At 30.6% G+C, this 19,545-nt stretch carries 19 protein-coding genes; 10 read left to right on the forward strand and 9 right to left on the reverse strand.

All coding sequences use genetic code 11. The features are described from left to right. Positions 1-37 precede the first annotated feature (37 nt). The 6 genes from G6N05_RS07450 to G6N05_RS07475 all read right to left on the reverse strand — a co-directional run bounded on the left by G6N05_RS07450 (position 38) and on the right by G6N05_RS07475 (position 6,159). Positions 38-355, reverse strand: a complete 318-nt coding sequence (locus tag G6N05_RS07450) for a type II toxin-antitoxin system RelE/ParE family toxin (RefSeq protein WP_166126207.1) — start codon at positions 353-355, stop codon at positions 38-40. Continuing rightward, positions 343-552 carry a hypothetical protein gene (locus G6N05_RS07455; RefSeq protein WP_166126209.1) on the reverse strand — a complete coding sequence of 70 codons (210 nt, stop codon included), beginning with the start codon at positions 550-552 and terminating at the stop codon, positions 343-345. The genes G6N05_RS07450 and G6N05_RS07455 overlap by 13 nt, the downstream gene beginning before the upstream one ends. A gap of 81 nt (positions 553-633) precedes the next feature. Further along, positions 634-1,569, reverse strand: a complete 936-nt coding sequence (locus G6N05_RS07460; protein ID WP_166126211.1) for a hypothetical protein — start codon at positions 1,567-1,569, stop codon at positions 634-636. A 32-nt stretch (positions 1,570-1,601) separates the two neighbouring features. Further along, on the reverse strand, positions 1,602-2,552 hold the full coding sequence (locus tag G6N05_RS07465) for a hypothetical protein (protein ID WP_166126213.1): 951 nt from the start codon (positions 2,550-2,552) through the stop codon (positions 1,602-1,604). A gap of 117 nt (positions 2,553-2,669) precedes the next feature. Continuing rightward, positions 2,670-4,838 carry a S9 family peptidase gene (locus G6N05_RS07470; RefSeq protein WP_166126215.1) on the reverse strand — a complete coding sequence of 723 codons (2,169 nt, stop codon included), beginning with the start codon at positions 4,836-4,838 and terminating at the stop codon, positions 2,670-2,672. 103 nt (positions 4,839-4,941) lie between these two features. Next, positions 4,942-6,159, reverse strand: a complete 1,218-nt coding sequence (locus G6N05_RS07475) for an aminotransferase class I/II-fold pyridoxal phosphate-dependent enzyme (protein WP_166126217.1) — start codon at positions 6,157-6,159, stop codon at positions 4,942-4,944. A 185-nt stretch (positions 6,160-6,344) separates the two neighbouring features. On the opposite strand from G6N05_RS07475, the gene G6N05_RS07480 reads away from it, so the two are divergent. The 4 genes from G6N05_RS07480 (at position 6,345) to G6N05_RS07495 (ending at position 10,140) form a co-directional block, all read left to right on the forward strand. Continuing rightward, a complete protein-coding gene (locus tag G6N05_RS07480; RefSeq protein ID WP_091311911.1) occupies positions 6,345-6,800 on the forward strand; it encodes an Lrp/AsnC family transcriptional regulator in 456 nt (151 codons plus the stop codon). Positions 6,801-6,901: 101 nt separating this feature from the next. Beyond that, a complete protein-coding gene (lpdA, locus tag G6N05_RS07485) occupies positions 6,902-8,305 on the forward strand; it encodes a dihydrolipoyl dehydrogenase (RefSeq protein WP_166126219.1) in 1,404 nt (467 codons plus the stop codon). Positions 8,306-8,422: 117 nt separating this feature from the next. Next, complete coding sequence (locus G6N05_RS07490; RefSeq protein ID WP_225875140.1) at positions 8,423-9,712, forward strand: Y-family DNA polymerase; 1,290 nt, start codon at positions 8,423-8,425, stop codon at positions 9,710-9,712. After that, a complete protein-coding gene (locus G6N05_RS07495; protein WP_166126221.1) occupies positions 9,706-10,140 on the forward strand; it encodes a LexA family protein in 435 nt (144 codons plus the stop codon). The genes G6N05_RS07490 and G6N05_RS07495 overlap by 7 nt, the downstream gene beginning before the upstream one ends. Before the next feature lie 46 nt (positions 10,141-10,186). On the opposite strand, the gene G6N05_RS07500 is transcribed toward G6N05_RS07495, so the two are convergent. Next, positions 10,187-11,647, reverse strand: coding sequence for a TonB-dependent receptor (locus G6N05_RS07500; RefSeq protein ID WP_166126223.1), 1,461 nt, complete (start codon positions 11,645-11,647; stop codon positions 10,187-10,189). A gap of 104 nt (positions 11,648-11,751) precedes the next feature. Here G6N05_RS07500 and G6N05_RS07505 point away from each other — a divergent pair, with 104 nt between their 5' ends. From G6N05_RS07505 to G6N05_RS07515, 3 genes are read left to right on the forward strand one after another with little or no spacing between them, the layout of a single operon-like run. Continuing rightward, a complete protein-coding gene (locus G6N05_RS07505; RefSeq protein WP_166126225.1) occupies positions 11,752-12,519 on the forward strand; it encodes an MBL fold metallo-hydrolase in 768 nt (255 codons plus the stop codon). Between the two features lie 8 nt (positions 12,520-12,527). Beyond that, positions 12,528-13,016 carry a hypothetical protein gene (locus G6N05_RS07510; protein WP_225875141.1) on the forward strand — a complete coding sequence of 163 codons (489 nt, stop codon included), beginning with the start codon at positions 12,528-12,530 and terminating at the stop codon, positions 13,014-13,016. Between the two features lie 3 nt (positions 13,017-13,019). Continuing rightward, a complete protein-coding gene (locus G6N05_RS07515) occupies positions 13,020-13,499 on the forward strand; it encodes a hypothetical protein (RefSeq protein ID WP_166126227.1) in 480 nt (159 codons plus the stop codon). Between the two features lie 107 nt (positions 13,500-13,606). Here G6N05_RS07515 and G6N05_RS07520 read toward each other — a convergent pair whose 3' ends face one another. Next, positions 13,607-14,638, reverse strand: coding sequence for a proline iminopeptidase-family hydrolase (locus G6N05_RS07520; RefSeq protein WP_166126229.1), 1,032 nt, complete (start codon positions 14,636-14,638; stop codon positions 13,607-13,609). 1 nt (position 14,639) lies between these two features. Continuing rightward, the gene (locus G6N05_RS07525) at positions 14,640-16,415 is read right to left on the reverse strand and encodes an AMP-dependent synthetase/ligase (protein WP_166126231.1); all 1,776 of its coding nucleotides are present in this window, start codon (positions 16,413-16,415) and stop codon (positions 14,640-14,642) included. A gap of 106 nt (positions 16,416-16,521) precedes the next feature. On the opposite strand from G6N05_RS07525, the gene G6N05_RS07530 reads away from it, so the two are divergent. Genes G6N05_RS07530 through G6N05_RS07540 form a run of 3 tightly spaced genes read left to right on the forward strand, consistent with a single transcriptional unit; the run spans position 16,522 to position 19,470 of the window. Next, entirely contained in the window at positions 16,522-18,459 is a 1,938-nt protein-coding gene (locus tag G6N05_RS07530) for an LTA synthase family protein (protein ID WP_166126233.1), read from the forward strand. Continuing rightward, positions 18,459-19,046 (forward strand): dual specificity protein phosphatase family protein, encoded by a 588-nt coding sequence (locus G6N05_RS07535; RefSeq protein ID WP_166126235.1) that lies wholly within the window; start codon positions 18,459-18,461, stop codon positions 19,044-19,046. Before G6N05_RS07530 ends, G6N05_RS07535 begins: the two co-directional genes overlap by 1 nt. 19 nt (positions 19,047-19,065) lie before the next feature. Next, positions 19,066-19,470, forward strand: a complete 405-nt coding sequence (locus G6N05_RS07540) for a hypothetical protein (protein ID WP_166126237.1) — start codon at positions 19,066-19,068, stop codon at positions 19,468-19,470. Positions 19,471-19,545 lie beyond the last annotated feature (75 nt).

Genomic DNA, 19,545 nt, shown 5'->3' on the forward strand with positions numbered 1-19,545 from the left:
AATATAAAATCCGTTCTGATTAAAAATTAGAACGGATTTATTTGTTTTTATTAGGATTTTGTCGCGTGTCAAAAATTCTATTTATGTATATTTTATTTTTTCCTTCTCGGTAAGTTATTTTGCAGTGATGATGAATTAATTTTCTATATTCAAATTTTAAATGAGTGAAATCTTCATCTATTGATCCAATTTTATTGAAATCACTTGATTCTAAAATTTCAGTTCCTTCTTGAATTTCAATTGCAATTTCAACTGCTTTATTAAAACCAAATAATTTACTATTAAAGCGAGTTACTTTTTCTAAATCTTTTACTGCTCTATTGGTCCAAAAAACAGGTTTAATTATTCTTTCCAATTAGCAATCATTTTTTTTACTTCTTCTTGAGTATGAATGTTACCAGAATCAATATCTTTTTCAGATTCAGCTATCATTTTGTCTTTTTTTATTTGAACTAAGTATGTTTTAGCCATATCGTAAAATAATTGCACAAACTTATCATCACCTTTATTGATGATGTCATGAAGTTCTTGTTTTAGCTCAATTGTACTCATAATAGAATATTTATAAAACAAAATTACAAAAAAAAACCACTGAATTCACAACGGATTTTTAATTATGTTTTTTGTTTTTTCTTATTTCAAAACAGGTTCATCAATATTGGAACCACCCCATTCTACAACGGTAAAACCTTTTCTTGGAGTTGTGCTTAATTCTTGTTGAGGTAGTTTTTCTTCACCATGATATGCTTTAAATTCCATGAAAATTCGCAACAAAGTATCCGGTTTTGGTGTGATAGTTAAGATAGAAGAATTATCAATATTATCATTCACCCAAAAATGAATAAAGTTTTCCTCGTTTTTGTTTAGTTCTGGAAGCCAATACACTACAAAATCATTGATTTCAGTATTATTTAAACCTAAAAGCTCTAGTTTTTCTTGAAGAAAAGTAATATTGTCTTCTTTCTTGACATAAAACCCATTTTCATATTGATAATGTTTCTTCGTAAAACTATATGAGCCATCCCAAAATAAATAATTATAGGTTCGTTTGTCATCTAAATTATATAAAACTCCATTTGGTTCTGCCATAACATTCCAACCATTTTTGTATGAAGGATAGGTGTTCATGATTTTTCCTTTAAAATCATTTTTAATACTAATTTCAGATTTAACTTTTGGATAAAGATAAATAGCTGGTTTCGCTCCAACAATCTCTAGATCAGGATTGTAATTAGGATTTTCTCCTACTTTAGCAATTAAAATACTATCATTTGGAATTTTATTTATCACATAAATTGCATTGCCGTTTTTGCTTTCAAATTCCAAATAAGGATATTTTCTTAAATCAATTTTACTAATTGAAATTTCAAATTTTTCATTTTTTGTTTCTAATATTTTTTTTGCTTTTGAGTATGTATTAAAATCTCTAAGAAGGTAGATATGATAATGTTTTAGATATATTATTGTGTCTTTGTTAGTTTCATCTACGAAATAACCTGATATTTTTTTATCTTGGGAAAATCCTAAAAAAGTTATAAAAAGTAAGAATAATGCAAATATTTTTTTCATAATGTAGTTTCTAATAAGCAAATTTAGGAAGTTTATTTTAATATTGGTTCATCAATGTTTGATCCACCCCATTCCACGACAGTAAATCCTTTTCTTGGTGTTGAAGTTAATGCTTGAATAGGTAATTTTTGTTCGCCATTGTAAACTTTAAATTCCATGAAAATTCTCAACAATGTTTCAGGTTTTGGATTGATGTTTAAAATAGAAGAATTATCGATATTATCATTTACCCAAAAGTGTATGAAATTTTCTTCGTTTTTGTTTAATTCGGGTAACCAATACACGATAAAATCATTGATTTCAGTATTATTTAGGCCTAAAAGTTCTAATTTTTCTTGAAGAAAGGTAATATTATCTTCTTTTTTGACATAAAAACCATTTTCGTAATTATAATGTTTCTTCGTAAAATTATAAGAGCCATCCCAAAATAAATAATTATAGGTTCGTTTGTCATCTAAATTATATAAAACTCCATTTGGTTCTGCCATAACATTCCAACCATTTTTGTATGAAGGATAGGTGTTCATGATTTTTCCTTTAAAATCATTTTTAATACTAATTTCAGATTTAACTTTTGGATAAAGATAAATAGCTGGTTTACCTACCATTATTTTATATTTACTATAATCCCCCAAATTTTCTCCAACTTTAGCAATTAAAATGGTATCGTTAGGTATTTTATTAATCGCATAAAGTGCACCTCTGTTTTCACTTTCAAATTCCAAATAATAATACTTTTTTGCATCTTTTTTGCTAATTGAAATTTCAAATTTTTCGTTTAAAGATGTCAATATTTTTTTATATCTAGAATCAGGATTTAAATCTTTAAGCAAGTAAATGTTATAGTTTTTTATGTTAACTATTGTATCAACATAATTTTTAGTTAATTCCTTTGTAGTGAAATAACCTGATATTTTTTTATCTTGAGAAAACCCCAAAATGGAAACAAAAAGCACTAATAATAATACAACTATTTTTTTCATAATATAATTTCTAAAAATCAAATGTAAGGAAGTTTTTATAAAATTAAAATCCGTCTCGAAATAATCGGGACGGATTTTGTTTTTATTGACTAATCGACACATTGTCGAATTGACTCATTATTTTTTCAAATGCACATCGAAATAATCTGCGATTTTCGCATACATGTGAATTCTGTCTCTTCCGCCCACATTATGTTCGTGGTTTGGATATAAGAAATAATCTACTTGTTTTCCTGCTTTTATAGAAGCTTCAATGAAATTCATACTGTGTTGTTGCACTACAACTGGATCTTGAGCTCCGTGAATGATTAATAATCTTCCTTTTAAGTTTTTTACTTTATCTAATAAAGATGCTTTTGCATAACCTTCTGGGTTATCTTGTGGTGTATCCATGTAACGTTCTCCGTACATAATTTCATAATATTTCCAATCAATAACTGGTCCACCAGCAACACCAACTTTAAAAGTTTCTGGTTGAGCAGTTAATAAAGAAGTCGTCATAAAACCACCAAAACTCCATCCGAAAACTCCAATTTTATCCGCATCTACAAATGATTTCGATTTTAAAAATTCTACACCTTTCATTTGGTCGGCCATTTCGTTTACTCCTAAATTTCTATGTGTGACATCGCAGAATCTTTTTCCACGAGCATCACTTCCTCTGTTGTCTAATGTAAATACCACATAACCTTGTTGTGCCATGTATATATCAAAATAACCAGCGCCACCTAACCATTTGTTAGTCACCAATTGCGCGTGCGAACCACCATAAACATAAACCATTACTGGGTATTTTTTAGTCGCATCAAAATTTGCTGGATAAATTAATCTTCCATTTAAAGGCGTTTTTCCATCAGGTGAAGTTAAAGTTACCATTTCGATTCTTGGTAAATCAATTTTTCCTGCAAAAGGATTTTCGGCTTTCACTAAAGTCGTATTGGCCATTTTTGTTTTGATGTTTAAAATCGAAATTTCATTAGGCGTTGTTGTATTACTGTATTGGTCTAAAACCATCATTCCATCAGAAGAAACAGAAGCATTATGCGTTCCAGAAACTGTTGTTAATTGTAACGTTTTTCCAGATTTAATATCAACTTGAAACAATTGTCTGTCTAAACCATTATTTATTGTTCCGATGTAGTTGATTTTTGAATTCGACGCATCGAAACCTAATAAATTAGTCACAACCACATCTTTAAAACCTAAGTTTTTAATCAATTTTCCATCTGTATTGTACAAATACATTTGGTTGTATCCGTTAAAATCAGTTTGATAAATAAATTGATTTGGATTGTTGGGTACGAAAGTCAAAGCGTGTTGAGGTTCTACCCAAGTAGTTGCTTTTTCTTCGAATAATGTTTTTACAAAAGCTCCAGTTGAAGCATCGTATTTATTGAATTTTAAATGATTTTGATCACGATTTAAGATTCCAATAAAAATGTATTTTCCAGTTGGTTCCCAAGAAACCATCGTTAAATATTGTTCTTTTGGTTCACCAGTTTGAATCGTTACTTTTTTACCAGTTGCAACATCATAAACCACTAAAGTCACATTTTCACTGGTCATTCCAGCCATTGGATATTTGATGTCTTTGTTGATTGCTTCGCGTTCGTTCCAGTTGATAATTGGATAATTTCCAACCATAGTTTCATCTTTTCTGTAATAGGCTAATTGTGTTCCAGTTTCGTTCCACCACATTCCTCTATCGATACCAAATTCTTGACGGTGTACATAATCTGAACCGTTAACAATTGCTGGATTTTCATCATTTGTAACTTCGATAGTTTTAGTGTTTGATGTAATTCTGATGTTGTTATCTTTTAACCAAGCGACATTACTGTTTGAAGCAAATTTAGCTTGAGCTCCTTCATTTGAATAACCAATTGCTGAAGAAATTTGTTTTGTAGATACATTATAAACAACTTTATAATTGTTTGTTTTTGATGCGATTTCCGTTTCAAAAGTTGTTGCAGTTTTCCATGTTATAGCTGTAGGAAATGTTCTTAAAGCGAATTCTTCTGTTGGAAATTTTGCTTTTAAAGCGGCTTCAAATTCAGCTTTTGTAGCTAAATTAGTTTCTTTCCATCCGTTTGCAGCACTTTTTTCTAGTAAATTAGAAAAATCAGAACTTAAATACGTAATTGATTTTGAATCTTTTCTCCATTGTTGAGCCAATAATGAAGTTGGGGCATATTTTCTTGGTCCCATCACCGTTTCTTCAATGGTTAACTTTTGTGCGAAAGAAATACTTCCAACCAAAAGAAAACTTAAAATATATTTTTTCATTTATAATTATTTAATTTGTATTAGTTGGCAAAGCTAAGAAATTGTTACAAAAAAATCCGACTCATTTCTAAATCGGATTTTGATATTATGTGTTTTCTAATTATTATGCATTCTCTAATTGTAGGATACCTAATTCTTTCATACAAGCATTCATGCTTTGATACGTTCTTTCAATATCGTTATCTAAACCAATTGAAAAACGAATTAAACCATCTGTTAAACCCATTTCTGCTTGTTCTTCTAAAGGAATTTCAGAAGAAGTTGAAGTTCCTGGCGCGCTAAATAACGTTTTGTAGAATCCTAAACTTACAGCTAAATAGCCTAAATTTCTTTCTTGCATTAATTCCATCAAAGCGTTTGCTTTATCTAAACTTCCTACGTCAATTGTCATCATTCCACCAAAACCATATTCTGGATTAATCATATTTTTATATACTTCATGACTTGGATGACTTGCTAAACCTGGATATACCGTTTTGATTCCGTCTGCTTCAAATTTATTCGCCAAATACATTGCGTTATGACTATGTTGCTTCATTCTAATATGTAATGTTCTAAGATTTTTCATTACTGAAGCAGAACGTAAACTGTCCATTGTAGGTCCTAATAACATGCTTGCACCAGAATTTACATTTTTCAAATCGTTAATAAATTCCTGACTCGCACAAGTTACACCACCAACTGTATCAGAACTTCCGTTGATGTATTTTGTAAGTGAATGAATTACGATATCTGCTCCTAATTTTGCTGGAGAAACTGATAAAGGTGAAAAAGTATTATCTACAACTAATTTAATATTATGTTTTTTAGCGATTTTAGCCAATGAAGCAATATCTGCCACTTCTAATAAAGGATTACTAACTGTTTCACAATATAAAACTTTAGTATTTGGTGTAATGGCTGCTTCTACAATATCTAATTTAGTAATGTCAACAAATGTTGTGGCAACGCCAAATCTTGGTGCAAAATTTTTCAAGAAAGCATACGTTCCACCATAAATAGTTCTACTAGAAACTACGTGATCACCTTGTCCGCATAATTGTAAAATAGTCGGTGTAATGGCACCCATTCCAGAAGCAGAAACGTTCGCTGTTTCAGTTCCTTCCATTGCTGCCAATGCTTTATCTAAATATAAATTACTTGGAGAAGAATGACGTGAATATAAATAACAACCTTCTGCGTTACCTTCGAAAGTATCGAACATGGTTTTTGCTGAAAGAAAAGTGTAAGTTGAGGAATCTGAAATAGAAGGATTTACACCTCCAAATTCACCAAAATATTGTAAATCTTGGATTTTGTCTGCTGGGTTAAAGTTGTTCATGTTGTTTAGTTTTTTATTCATCAAAATTGATAAAAAAAAATTAATATTTCAACATAGGTACGATATTTTAGAGTTTAAATCTAAAAAAATCAAATTTAAAGGTTTTTTATTCTGAAATTTAAAACAAAATTTAAAAAAAAATGATATATTTGCGTCACAAACACACATACAACAACACAACTAAAATGGATGCAACAGACAAAAAACTGTTAGAATTAATGCAAATTGATTCTAAAAAAACTACTAAAGAGCTTTCTGGTAAACTAAATCTTTCTGTAACTGCGGTTTATGAAAGGATAAAAAAACTAGAACGTGAAGGAATTATTAGCAAATATGCTACAATTTTAGACAAAACTAAAATCGATAAAGGATTTGTGGTATTTTGTCATATCAAATTAATTAAACATTCTAAAGATTTAATTTCTGAATTTGAAAAAGAAGTCGTTACTCTAAATGAAGTTTTAGAATGCTTTCACGTAAGTGGAGATTACGATTATATTCTGAAAATCTGTGTAAAAGACATGGAAGAATACAGAGAATTTATGGTTACGAAGTTAACAACACTGCAACATATTGGTAGTACGCACAGTACTTTTATGATTGGAGAAGTTAAAAACTCCACTTCATTTGTAATCAATTAAATTTATTGAAGTTTTTAAATAAATATCAGTACATATTTATTTAAAAACTTTACTTTTGTACTCGAAAAATACACAACAATCATTTTATAAAAAAAATATTTATGAGTCAATTTGATGTAACCATTATTGGTTCTGGACCTGGAGGATATGTTGCAGCTATTCGTTGCGCACAATTAGGATTTAAAACAGCAATTATTGAAAAATACTCAACTCTTGGTGGAACTTGCCTTAACGTAGGTTGTATTCCATCAAAAGCATTATTAGCTTCTTCGCATCATTATGAAGAATTACAACATTTTGCAGATCACGGAATTGAGGTTTCTGGTGAGGTAAAAGTGAATTTAGAGAAAATGATTGCTCGTAAACAAGCTGTTGTAGATCAAACTTCTGGTGGAGTAAAATACTTAATGGATAAAAATAAAGTTACCGTTTTTGAAGGTGTTGGTTCATTCGAAAGTGCTACTTCAGTTAAAGTAACTAAAAATGATGGTTCGTCAGAAGTGATTGAATCTAAAAATATTATTATTGCTACGGGTTCTAAGCCTTCTTCTTTACCTTTTATCAAATTAGATAAAGACAGAATTATTACGTCTACGGAAGCTTTAAAATTAAAAGAAGTTCCAAAACACTTAGTAATTATTGGTGGTGGAGTTATCGGTATTGAATTAGGTCAAGTTTATTTACGTTTAGGAGCGCAAGTTTCTGTCGTAGAATTTATGGATAGAATTATTCCAGGAATGGATGCTTCTTTATCTAAAGAATTGACTAAAGTATTGAAAAAACAAGGTATGAAGTTTTACACGTCTCACAAAGTTCAATCGGTTGATAGAGCAGGAGATGTAGTAACTGTAAAAGCTGAAAATGCAAAAGGAGAAATCATCACTTTAGAAGGTGATTATTCTTTAGTTTCTGTGGGTCGTCGTCCTTATACAGATGCTTTAAATGCAGATAAAGCAGGTGTTAAAGTTACAGAAAGAGGTATGATTGAAGTAAACGATCATTTACAAACTTCAGTTTCAAATATTTATGCAATTGGTGACGTAGTTCGTGGAGCGATGTTAGCACATAAAGCGGAAGAAGAAGGGGTAATGGTTGCTGAAATTTTAGCTGGACAAAAACCACATATCGATTATAATTTAATTCCTGGAGTAGTATATACTTGGCCAGAAGTTGCTGCTGTTGGTAAAACAGAAGAGCAATTAAAAGCAGCAGGAATTGATTTCAAAGCAGGAAGTTTCCCTTTCAAAGCATTAGGAAGAGCTCGTGCTGGTGGTGATACAGACGGATTTGTGAAAATCTTAGCTGACGCGAAAACAGACGAAGTTTTAGGTGTTCATATGATTGGTGCGCGTTGTGCCGATTTAATTGCAGAAGTAGTTACAGCTATGGAATTTAGAGCATCTGCTGAAGATATTTCAAGAATGTCTCACGCACATCCAACTTTTGCTGAAGCCATCAAAGAAGCGGCTTTAGCTGCAACTGGAAACAGAGCATTACACGTATAATTAGAGTAATTTAAAATATAGAAAATCCCAAATTCCTTAACTGGAGTTTGGGATTTTTTGTTTTCTCTCTTTTCGAAATTTTAACACCATTGTTAATAAATTCTCGAACCAAATTCAATGCTGAAATCGTACCTTTGGCATATGTTTGCATTGGTCGATTGTAATAATTTTTATGTGTCTTGTGAGCGTGTTTTTCAACCTCAATTTCAAAAAAAAACCGTTGTCGTTTTATCTAATAACGATGGTTGTGTGATTTCTAGAAGTGATGAAGCAAAAGCGCTTGGAATCGCTATGGGTGTGCCTGAATTTAAAATTCGAAACGAAATTAAACAACACCAAATAGCTGTTTTTTCTTCCAATTATGCCTTGTATGGCGATTTAAGTAAACGGGTAATGGATGTATTAGCTGATTTTACACCAGATATTGAAAATTATAGTATCGACGAAGCTTTTCTTAATTTTAAAAACACGAATACAACCAATTTTGAAACGTGTGGTTTACAAATGAAACAACGGGTGCAAAAGTGGATTGGAATTCCAGTCTGTATAGGTTTTGCCGAAACAAAAGCGCTGAGTAAAGTCGCCAATAAAATTGCAAAAAAATTTCAAGAGAGAACAGGCGGGATTTATGTTATTGATACTGACGAAAAACGTATTAAAGCTTTGAAATGGACAAAAATTGAAGATATTTGGGGAATTGGGTATCAGTTGTCTAAAAAAATGAAAGCATTTGGAATGGTTTCGGCTTACGATTTTACCTTGCAGCATAATGAAGATTTCGTAAAAAGAACAATGGGTGTAGTTGGGAAACGTCTTCGTGCGGAGTTGTTAGGTCTTTCTGTATTAGAATTAGAACAACAACCTGAAGCCAAAAAAAATATTGCCATTACTCGAACTTTCGAGAAATCTATTACCAATTTAAGCGAATTGAAAGAACGCGTGTCTACTTTTGCAACCATTGCTTCGGAGAAATTACGCCAACAAAAATCGTGTTGTTACGGAATTATTTTATATTTGAGAAAAGATAAATATAAAGCTGAAAATGAACGGTATAATTTTTCTGTTTACGAAGCGTTACCGTTTGCGACACAATCAAGTTTAACATTAAGTACTACAGCTATTAAAATGTTAGAAAAGATAGTGCAAGTTGGCGAAACCTATACGAAAGCTGGAATTATTATAACGGATATTATTCCACAAGATCAAAAGCAATTTAATTTATTTGTAGAAGAGAATCCGAAACACGAAAAAATAATGAAAGTGATGGACGATATCAGAAAAAAAACGGGTGAAAGAAAAATTCGACTCGGAAACCAAGATTTGCAACGAACTTGGAAAATGAAGCAGAATTTTTTGTCTAAAAAATACACGACAGATATAAAAGAATTATTAGAAATAAAATGCTAAAAAAAAATAACTTATCGTTTTTTATTCCAAATACGGAAAGCAATTTAGAAATGCCTTACATTTCTAGTGGAATAAAAGCAGGGTTTCCTTCTCCGGCAGCCGATTTTGATGGTACCAGAATTAGTATTGATCAAATTGTTGTGAAAAACCAAACAGCTACTTTTTATGCTAAAGCGAATGGGAACTCTATGATTGGAGCCGGAATTGACGATGGTGATATTTTAGTAATTGACAAAAGTATAGAGCCAGAAGATGGTAAAATTGCCGTTTGTTTTATTGATGGCGAATTTACCGTAAAAAGAATTAAAGTACAAGAAAACAGTTTGTTGTTATTACCAGAGAATAAACTATTTGAACCAATTGAAGTCACTCAAGAAAATGATTTTATCATATGGGGAATTGTGACGTATGTAGTAAAGAAATTATAAATAAAAAATCCTGAGTTTACTCAGGATTTTTTATTTATATGTTTTTTTATGACTTCGCTAATTCTTTTTCTTTTAGATATCCGAATAAATGGTCTTTTTTGATGATTTCAGCCGTTCCATCAGGAAGCATTTCTTCCCAACCTGGTTCTCCTTTTGCAATCATTTTTAAAATTCTTCTAGAGAAAATATCTAATGTTTTTTCATCGTAAGTTTCTATATCGGTAACTTTTCCATTGTATTTAAAGAATTTATACAACTCTTTCATTCTAGGATGAACTTTTAAGTTTTCAGAAGTAATAACTTCACCAGTTTCAGGATCTTTCATTGGGTATAAATACACTTTTAAATCTCTGTAAAACAGTTTTCCAAAAGCTTCTAAAATCCCACCCGACATGTGACGGTAGTATTTTTCGTCAAAAATTTCAACTAAATTACTTACTCCCATCGCTAAACCAGTTCTTGATTTGGTGAATGATGAGAAATATTCTAGTACTTTATAATATTCTTGGAAGTTTGAAATCATTACCGTTTGTCCTAATGAACATAATAATTCCGCTCTATCTAAGAAATCTCTTTCGTCAATTTCACCTTCTGCTTTTAAGTTAGAAAGGGTAATTTCAAAAACCACAAATGTATTTTCTTTACTAACTTTATTTTCTTTGATAAACATCTCGTAAGATTGTTTATACATATCCATATTTACTTTCGTTACTGGACGGAAACTTCCACGTAACGCTAAAATGTTCTTTTTGTATAAAACAGCTGCTGGTAAAATGTTTTTTCCTTCTGGATTGAACATTACGGCATCTGTAAATCCATATTTTACTAATTGTAAACTCATTAATCTGTTGTCAACATCAGCAAAACGTGGTCCAGAGAAATTTACTGTATCAATTTCAATTTGGTCTTTTTCTAAGTGATCGTATAAATAACGTAATAATTTCTTCGCATCATTATGTTTATAAAACGCACCATAAATTAAGTTTACTCCTAAAATACCTAAAGTTTCTTGTTGTAAACGCGCATCATTTTCTTTAAAACGAATATGTATTAAAATTTCGTTATACGCTTCATCTGGTTCTACTTGAAATTTAACTCCAACCCAACCATGACCTTTAAATTGTTTTGCAAAATCGATTGTAGCAACCGTATTCGCATAACTAAAAAACATTTTATTTGGATGTTTATCACGACCTAATCTATCTTCAATAAGTTGGGTTTCGTGAGTCAACATTTTTCTTAATCGACTTTCTGTAACATAACGACCATCTTCTTCAATACCATAAATGGCATCACTAAAGTCTTTGTCATAAGCAGACATCGCCTTTGCAATCGTTCCAGAAGAAGCTCCAGCTCTGAAAAAATGTCTTACAGTTTCCTGTCCTGCGCCAATCTCAGCAAAGGTTCCGTAGATGTTTTCGTTTAAATTAATACGGAGTGCCTTATCCTTAGTTGAAGGAATTTGTTCAATTGCTTTGTCTCCTCTTAATGTTATTTCAGTCGTCATTTTTTCAAATGTATTTTTGGGGAAATTATAATATATATTGCAAAGTTAACAAATTATAGGTTTTAACAAGAGTAATTTGTTATTTTTGTATAAAAATATTCGCTTTGCAAATTTACTTTTTAGGTACAGGCACGTCTCAAGGAATTCCAGTAATTGGAAGTAATCATTTCGTATGTTTAAGTGAAGATCATAAAGACAAACGATTGCGTGTTGCTGTATGGATTCATGATGAAGATTTTTCTATAGTAATTGATTGTGGTCCCGATTTCCGTCAGCAAATGTTAACGAGTAAATGTTCGCATATTGATGGGTTGCTTTTTACCCACGAACATGCTGATCATACTGCTGGTTTAGACGATATTAGACCCTTTTATTTTAAACAAGGTGATATTCCAGTTTATGGACATCAACGTGTTTTGCAAAATTTAGCAAGACGATTCGATTATATTTTTGAAAAGGAAAATAAATATCCTGGTGCGCCTTCTGTTTTGCCGTTCGAAGTGGTAAACAATCAAAACATACAAATCAAAAATCAGGAAATTATCCCGATTAATGCGATGCATGGAAATTTACAAGTTTTTGGCTACCGTATAAAAGATTTCGTATATTTAACAGATGTAAAAACCATGGAAGCTTCAGAAATTGTAAAGCTAAAAAATGTAGAAGTTTTGGTTATCAATGCCTTACGTTTTGAACCACATAATACACATTTTAACATTGAAGAAGCAATAAATTTTATAAATTTGGTGCAGCCAAAAAAAGCGTATTTAACGCATATTAGTCATATTTTAGGATTGCATGAAGAAGTACAAAAACAATTGCCAGAAAATGTGTTTTTAGCCTACGATAATTTAGAAATAGAAATTAAATAACAACAAAAATGAAGAAGAATTTATTGCTTTACGGATTAGTGTTTTCAGTATTAATTAACATTTTCCAGATGGTTAACTCCTCAAACATTTTAAAAAGAAGTGAAGAAGTTTCTACTATCAGTAAGAAAGAATTAAAAAAAGCAAAAGATTCAATTGCGAAATTATTAGATAACGATAAATTTTCTTTAGATAATAATGAATTTGCTCAGGAATATTATTTTGAACATAATTTAAAAGCTTTAAAAACGAAAGTTAAAGAAGATTTAATAGCATTTAATGCTGATAAAAGAGGAAATAAATATGTTTCTTATGACCAAATTAGTGATAGTCCGTTTTTAATTAATGATGTTAAAATTTTAAATCATAGATGGATTATTGCTAATTTTTCTGATGGCAAAATTTGGGGTGAAGTATTAATAAAATACTTTCATAATACAGATAAACCAACTGATTTTGAAACGGTTGAAACGTTAATTTACGCAGATACTAACAATTAATCTATGAAGAAAATTCTATATTTTTTAATACTGGCTTCCTTGTTTTCTTGTGATTTTATTCTTAAAAATCCAACCTCAGATGAAGAGGTATTAGACTCTATTGTAGGAAACCAAGTGAACGACGATAAAAATGAAAACGGTTGCGATTTAAAAGCGGGTTACAAATGGTCAAATATGACTAAAAAATGTGTACGTGTTTTTGATGAAGGGTATCGTTTAACCTCTATTGAAAAAGACACATTGGGTAAAGGTAAAAACGCTTACTTTTTTGTAGATGAAGACAGTTTAATCGCTGAAGTTTTCTTACCAGATTCTAAAGAATCTATCATTTTTACAAGAGAAAACGAAGATGATAACTTCAAATTTAAAAACTTCGAATTTCGTACCAAAAAAGGATTCAATTTGTATTATAATGAAACCTTAATGTTTCAACCAGCTATTCCTGTAGATACTAAAGTTTTAGGAAAAGACGAGGAACATTAATTGAATTTGTCACATATTTTTCAATAAAAAAAAGCATCTCATTTTTTTGAGATGCTTTTTTTATTTAGAATTTAAAATCTGATCAATCCGTAAAATCTGTGTACCTATTATTTAAACTTCTTCTCATCCACATCTTTCAAAAACTGAATTAAACCTGTAAAATACGTTTCTTGATCATCATATTGTGATAAATGACTTCCGTTTTTACAAAATAAAAAGCGTCCATTTTGCACTTGAGTTGCCATCCATTTCATGTGTTCTGGATCCATCGTGTCATATTTTGAACCAATAGTTAAAGTTGGAACAGTCAATTCTTTCAATCGTTTCGAAACATCCCAATTTTTAATATAAGCATCGCCTGTGATTCCGAATTCACTGTAACCTTGCATCGAAATATAAACCTCAGAATTGATGTGTTTAAAACATCTGGTAATCGATTCTGGCCAATCCTTTTGTGGTTTTCTTAAAATGTGTTCTGTATAATAATGTTCGAAAAGCAATTCAGAATATCTTGGATTCGCAAAATCATTATTTTTTTCCAATTTCATGATTTCATCGTATACTTCTTTTTTCATTTGCGGCCCTAACACTTCTTGCGCATATTTATTATACAATGGAATACTCGAAACCATATTGGAAATAATCAAACCTTTTAGATTTTTCTGATATTTCAAAGCATAATCCATCGCTAAAATCCCACCCCAAGATTGTCCTAAAATGTAAAAATTGTCTTTATTTAAACCTAACGTAATTCTAACTTGTTCTACTTCTTCCACAAAGCGTTCGTTCGTCCAAAGTGATTTGTCTTTCGGTTGATCGGAATAATAGGAACCTAATTGGTCGTAGTAAATGAATTCGATACCTTCTTTAGGTAAATAACCTTCAAATGATTCGTATAATTCGTGCGTCAAACCTGGTCCGCCATGCAAAAGCAAGACTTTTATCTTAGGATTATTTCCAAATCTTTTGGTCCAAACCTTAAACGTTCCTTTTGGCGTTTTAATTGGAATCATTTTGATACCTCCAGAATATTGGTCTTCTTTTGATTCAAAAGTATGATAGTTTTGTAACGAAAAATCTTCGCTCTTTTTACAAGAAAAAAAAGCGAAGATTAACGAAATGAAGAATATTTTTTTCATTTTATGCTGAATAAATTTTATCGTAAAGGGTTTGGTATTTTTCTTTGATAATTTTACGTTTCAATTTCATAGTTGGCGTTAAATGTCCGTCATTAATAGACCAAACATCTGGTGTTAATTCAAAACGCTTCACTTGTTCCCAATTTCCGAATTTTTTGTTAGCTTCATCAATATCTTCTTGAATTCTAGCAATCACTTTCGGATTATTGCAAATGTCTTCGTTAGTACTTCCTAAATCCACTTTATGTCTGTTTGCCCATTCTTTTACGAAATCAAAAGCAGGTTGAATAAAGGCTGCAGGCATTTTTTCGCCATCACCTATCACCATTATTTGTTCAACGAAACGAGATTGTTTGAAAGTGTTTTCTAAAACTTGTGGTGCTACATATTTTCCTCCCGAAGTTTTAAACATTTCTTTTTTACGATCCGTAATTTTTAAGAAACCATCAGCGTCAATTTCTCCAATGTCACCTGTATGGAAATAACCATTTTTGATTACTTCAGCCGTTTGTGCTTCATCTTTATAGTAACCCATCATTACGTTTGGACCTTTACAAAGGATTTCGCCATCTTCAGCAATTTTGACTTCTACATTGTCGATAACTCTTCCTACGGTTCCAATTCTGAAACCACCATTTCTCATATCATTTACAGAAATTACTGGTGAAGTTTCTGTTAATCCGTAGCCTTCCATAACTGGTATTCCAGCTGCAGTAAATACTTTTGTTAAACGAGTTTGTAAAGCAGCACTTCCAGAAACTAAAAGTTCTAATTCGCCACCTAAACCTTCTTGCCATTTAGAGAAAATTAATTTTCTTGCAATTCCTAATTGAAAATTATACCAAGCACCGTTTGCATTATAAGGTTTGAACTCCATTCCTAAATCTAAAGCCCAAAAGAATAATTTCTTTTTGATTCCAGTTAAATCAGCACCTTTAGCATAAATTTTATCGTATACTTTTTCTAAAAGTCTTGGTACAACTGACATGACGTGCGGATGAACTTCTTTTAAATTGTCGGAAATTTTCTCAATACTTTCCGCAAAATAGATTGAAATTCCACCATATTGATATAAATAGGTTAACATTCTTTCGAAGATATGACAAATCGGTAAGAAACTTAAAGCACGTGTACTTCCTTTTCTTAACGGCATTCTTTTATCTGAATTTAAAACATCAGAAACAATATTATCGTGAGAAAGCATTACACCTTTTGGTCTTCCTGTTGTTCCAGAAGTATAAATTATAGTAGCTAAATCTGTTGGTAAAACATTATTTTTACGTTCTTCAACTGCATTTTGGTTGGAAGTATCTGAACCAGATTCTAATAAGTCGCTCCATTTTTTACAACCAGAAATTTCGTTGAATGAATATATTTCCACTAATAATGGAATTCTAGAATGAACCGATTTTAATTTATCATATACTTCTTGGTCAGAAACGAAACAATATTTTGCTTCAGAATGATTTAATATATATTCATAATCTTCTGAAGAAATAGTAGGATAAATAGGCACGTTTTGTGCACCCGTTTGCAAAATTCCAATATCTGAAATATGCCATTCTGTTCTGTTATTAGAAGAGATAATAGCAATTTTATCATTTTTTTGTATTCCCAAATGTAACAAAGCTCTTGATAAAGAATTGGCTTTATTTAGGTATTCTTGTGTAGAAGTTTTTACCCAATCATTACCATATTTAGTAACCAAAGCATCTGGTAAATTATGGTGTTCTAATTGATAATATGGGAAATCGAAAAGTCTAGTAACGTTTTGCATTTGAATTGGTTTTAAACTGCAATTTATAAAAAAAATAGATATTTATAAATATTTTAACGGTTAAACTTCTATTATTGTTAATTTTGCAATAATTAATTTTTAAAATATGAAATCTATTTTCAGATTAGATGAGTATAAAGTGCTGTTTTACAGAATTTTATTAGTTTATTTCTTTTATTTTATTGCCAGAGTTTTGTTTTATGTCTTCAATAGCGAAATTGTTGAGGTAGATTCCATTTCAGAGTTTTTACAGATTTCTTATCATGGTTTAGCATTTGATACCACAGCTATTTTATATGTAAATGGACTGTTTATTTTGCTTTCTATTTTGCCTTTTTTTATCAATACGAAACCTAAATATCAAAAGATTTTATTCTATTTGTATTTCTTTTCGAATTTACTTTTTTTCTCATTCAATTTTGTAGATTTCATTTATTATAAATATAATTTTTCTCGTTTAACACTTGCTGCTTGGGATTTAGTTAAAAATGAAGAAGCTAAAGGCGGTATGTTATTTCGATTTTTAATCACATATTGGCATGTATTTTTATTATTCATTGCCGTTTCTGCTTTATGGATTTTCTTATATAAAAGAGTGAAGATTAAAGAGAATTTAGTAGAACATTCTAAAGTAAAATATGTTTTAGTCTCCGTTTTTGGATTTCTAATTATTGCCACATTATGTATTGGTGGAATTCGTGGTGATTTCAAAAAAAGTACACGACCAATTAATTTAGTAGATGCCAATCAACACGTAAAAAAAGCACAACAAGCCGATTTAGTACTGAATTCTCCTTTCACTTTTTTAAGAACTTTAGGTGTACAATCATTTAAAAAACCAGAATTCAATATTCCACAAGATGTAGTTGCTTCCAATTTTCAACCTATAAAATTTTACAAATCGAATAGTCCTTCAACTCCAAATATTGTTCTAATTATTACGGAAAGTATGGGTCGTGAATACATTGGAGCTTTTAATAAAAATACAAATATTAAAGATTATGTAAGCTATACACCGTTTTTAGATTCGTTAGCAGCAGAAAGTTTGATTTTTACTAATGCTTATGCAAATGGCTATAAATCTATTCACGGAATGTCTTCTATTTTATCTGGAATTCCGTCGTTTAAAGAAGCTTTTACTTCTTCGCCATATGCGAAACAAAAAATAGAATCTTTGGTTTCTTGTTTAAAAAGTAAAGGTTATGATACTTCGTTTTTTCACGGTGCGCCTAATGGTTCCATGGGGTTTTTAGGATTTGGAAATATTTTAGGATTTGACCATTATTATGGAATGACAGAATACGGAAATGATAAAGATTTTGATGGTTCTTGGGGAATTTGGGATGAACCTTTTATGCAATTTATGAATCAAACCATTAGCAAAAAGAAAGCTCCATTTTTCAGTACGATTTTTACAGTTACTTCGCACGAACCTTATGTAGTTCCTCAAAAATTTAAAAACAAAATTCCAAAAGGAACCAATCCAATGCATCAACCTGTTGGTTATACTGATTATGCTTTTAAGAAGTTTTTCGAAACAGCCAAAAAACAACCTTGGTTTGAAAATACCATTTTTATTATCACGGCCGACCATTGTAATTTGGTGAATTATTCAGAAGAATATACTGATAAAGTTACGAACAGATTAGCAGTTCCGATTTTGTTTTATTCTCCAAAATTCAAATTGAAAGGTGAGAATAACGATTTAGCGCAACATATAGATATTTTTCCAACAGTTATGGATTTGATTGGCTATGACAAACCTTTTAGAAGTTGGGGAAGAAGTTTATTAGACAAAAAGCAACAAATTCAACCTTTTGTTATCAATCATAACTCGGGTTTATATAACTTTGTTAGAGGAAATTATATTTGTGCTTTTGATGGAAAAGTCGCGGTTGGGTTTTATGACAAAAACGACAAAAAACAATTGCATAATTTAATTGGCAAACGAAATAAAGAAATGAATGATATGGAAATTGCTTGTAAAGCTTTCATTCAGGATTATTTTAATAGAATTATTGATAAAAAATTAACTGCGAAATAATGAAGAAAAGAATAATAAAAATAGTCGTTGCAGTTTTAGTAATTGGAGCTATTTTCTGGGCAAAAAGTTTTTTTTATGATTATAAGATGAATCATAATTTTAAAGTAATTTCTGAAGGGAAAGTCTATAAAAGTGGTGTTATTCCTCCAGAAAAATTGGCTGAATTTGTGAAGGAACACAAAATTAAAAGTATCATCGATTTACGTTTTCCAGGTACTGCCGATTTAGTAAATAATCCAGAAATTCCGACCGAACTAATTGCCGAAAAAGAAGCAGCATCAAAAATTGAAGGATTAAATTATTTTAATTTAGGTTCTGATCAAGTGCCAAAACCTGAAAATTTAGAGTATTTTTTTAAAATCATGGACAACAAAGCGAATTATCCAGTTTTAATTCATTGTTTTCACGGTGTTGGTCGTGCCGAAATGTATTCAGCAATCTATCGCATAGAATATGAAAATTGGGGCAGAGATGACGCAAGAAAAGAAACTAGATTTTTAACGAAATTTAGTTCTTTCGATTTAGGAAAACCAAAAGGTGATTTTTTGCATAGTTATGTGAAAAGAAAAGAGAAAACAGCGAAGTAGTTTTAAGCTAAAGTTTTTTATGAGTTATACATGTGAACCTTCACCAATTAATAAAAAAGAGTACATTACGTATATTGGTAAAATTCTGGTGGATGATTATGGTAAGAAAGCATTTTATAAGCCAGAAGAAGTAAAGAAAGCCCATAATAAGAGCAAATGGTATGATGGTTTGGATTTCTCGTGTTGGGGAATGAGTACTTTTTCATCTCATTCAGATTTTGATTTTTACCATTCTAAAATTGGGGAGAATTGTAATTATGTAGAAATGAAAACAGAAATGTTTCAAGGAATAGCTAACAGTGAATCTTTAAATTGGTTAGATATTCCTGACATAGATATTGATTCTTCTTTTTTTGAATTAGGAGATATTTTTAGTGGAATATTTGAGAATTTCGGAGAAATATTAGCTTCGATTTTTGAATAGATTCAAACAATTTAGAAACAAAATTTTGAAACTTTTTCGGATTGACAAACTTTACAGACAAAATCTGCTTAATCT

The sequence above is a fragment of the Flavobacterium bernardetii genome, from assembly GCF_011305415.1.
In the GTDB taxonomy this organism is placed as follows: domain Bacteria; phylum Bacteroidota; class Bacteroidia; order Flavobacteriales; family Flavobacteriaceae; genus Flavobacterium; species Flavobacterium bernardetii.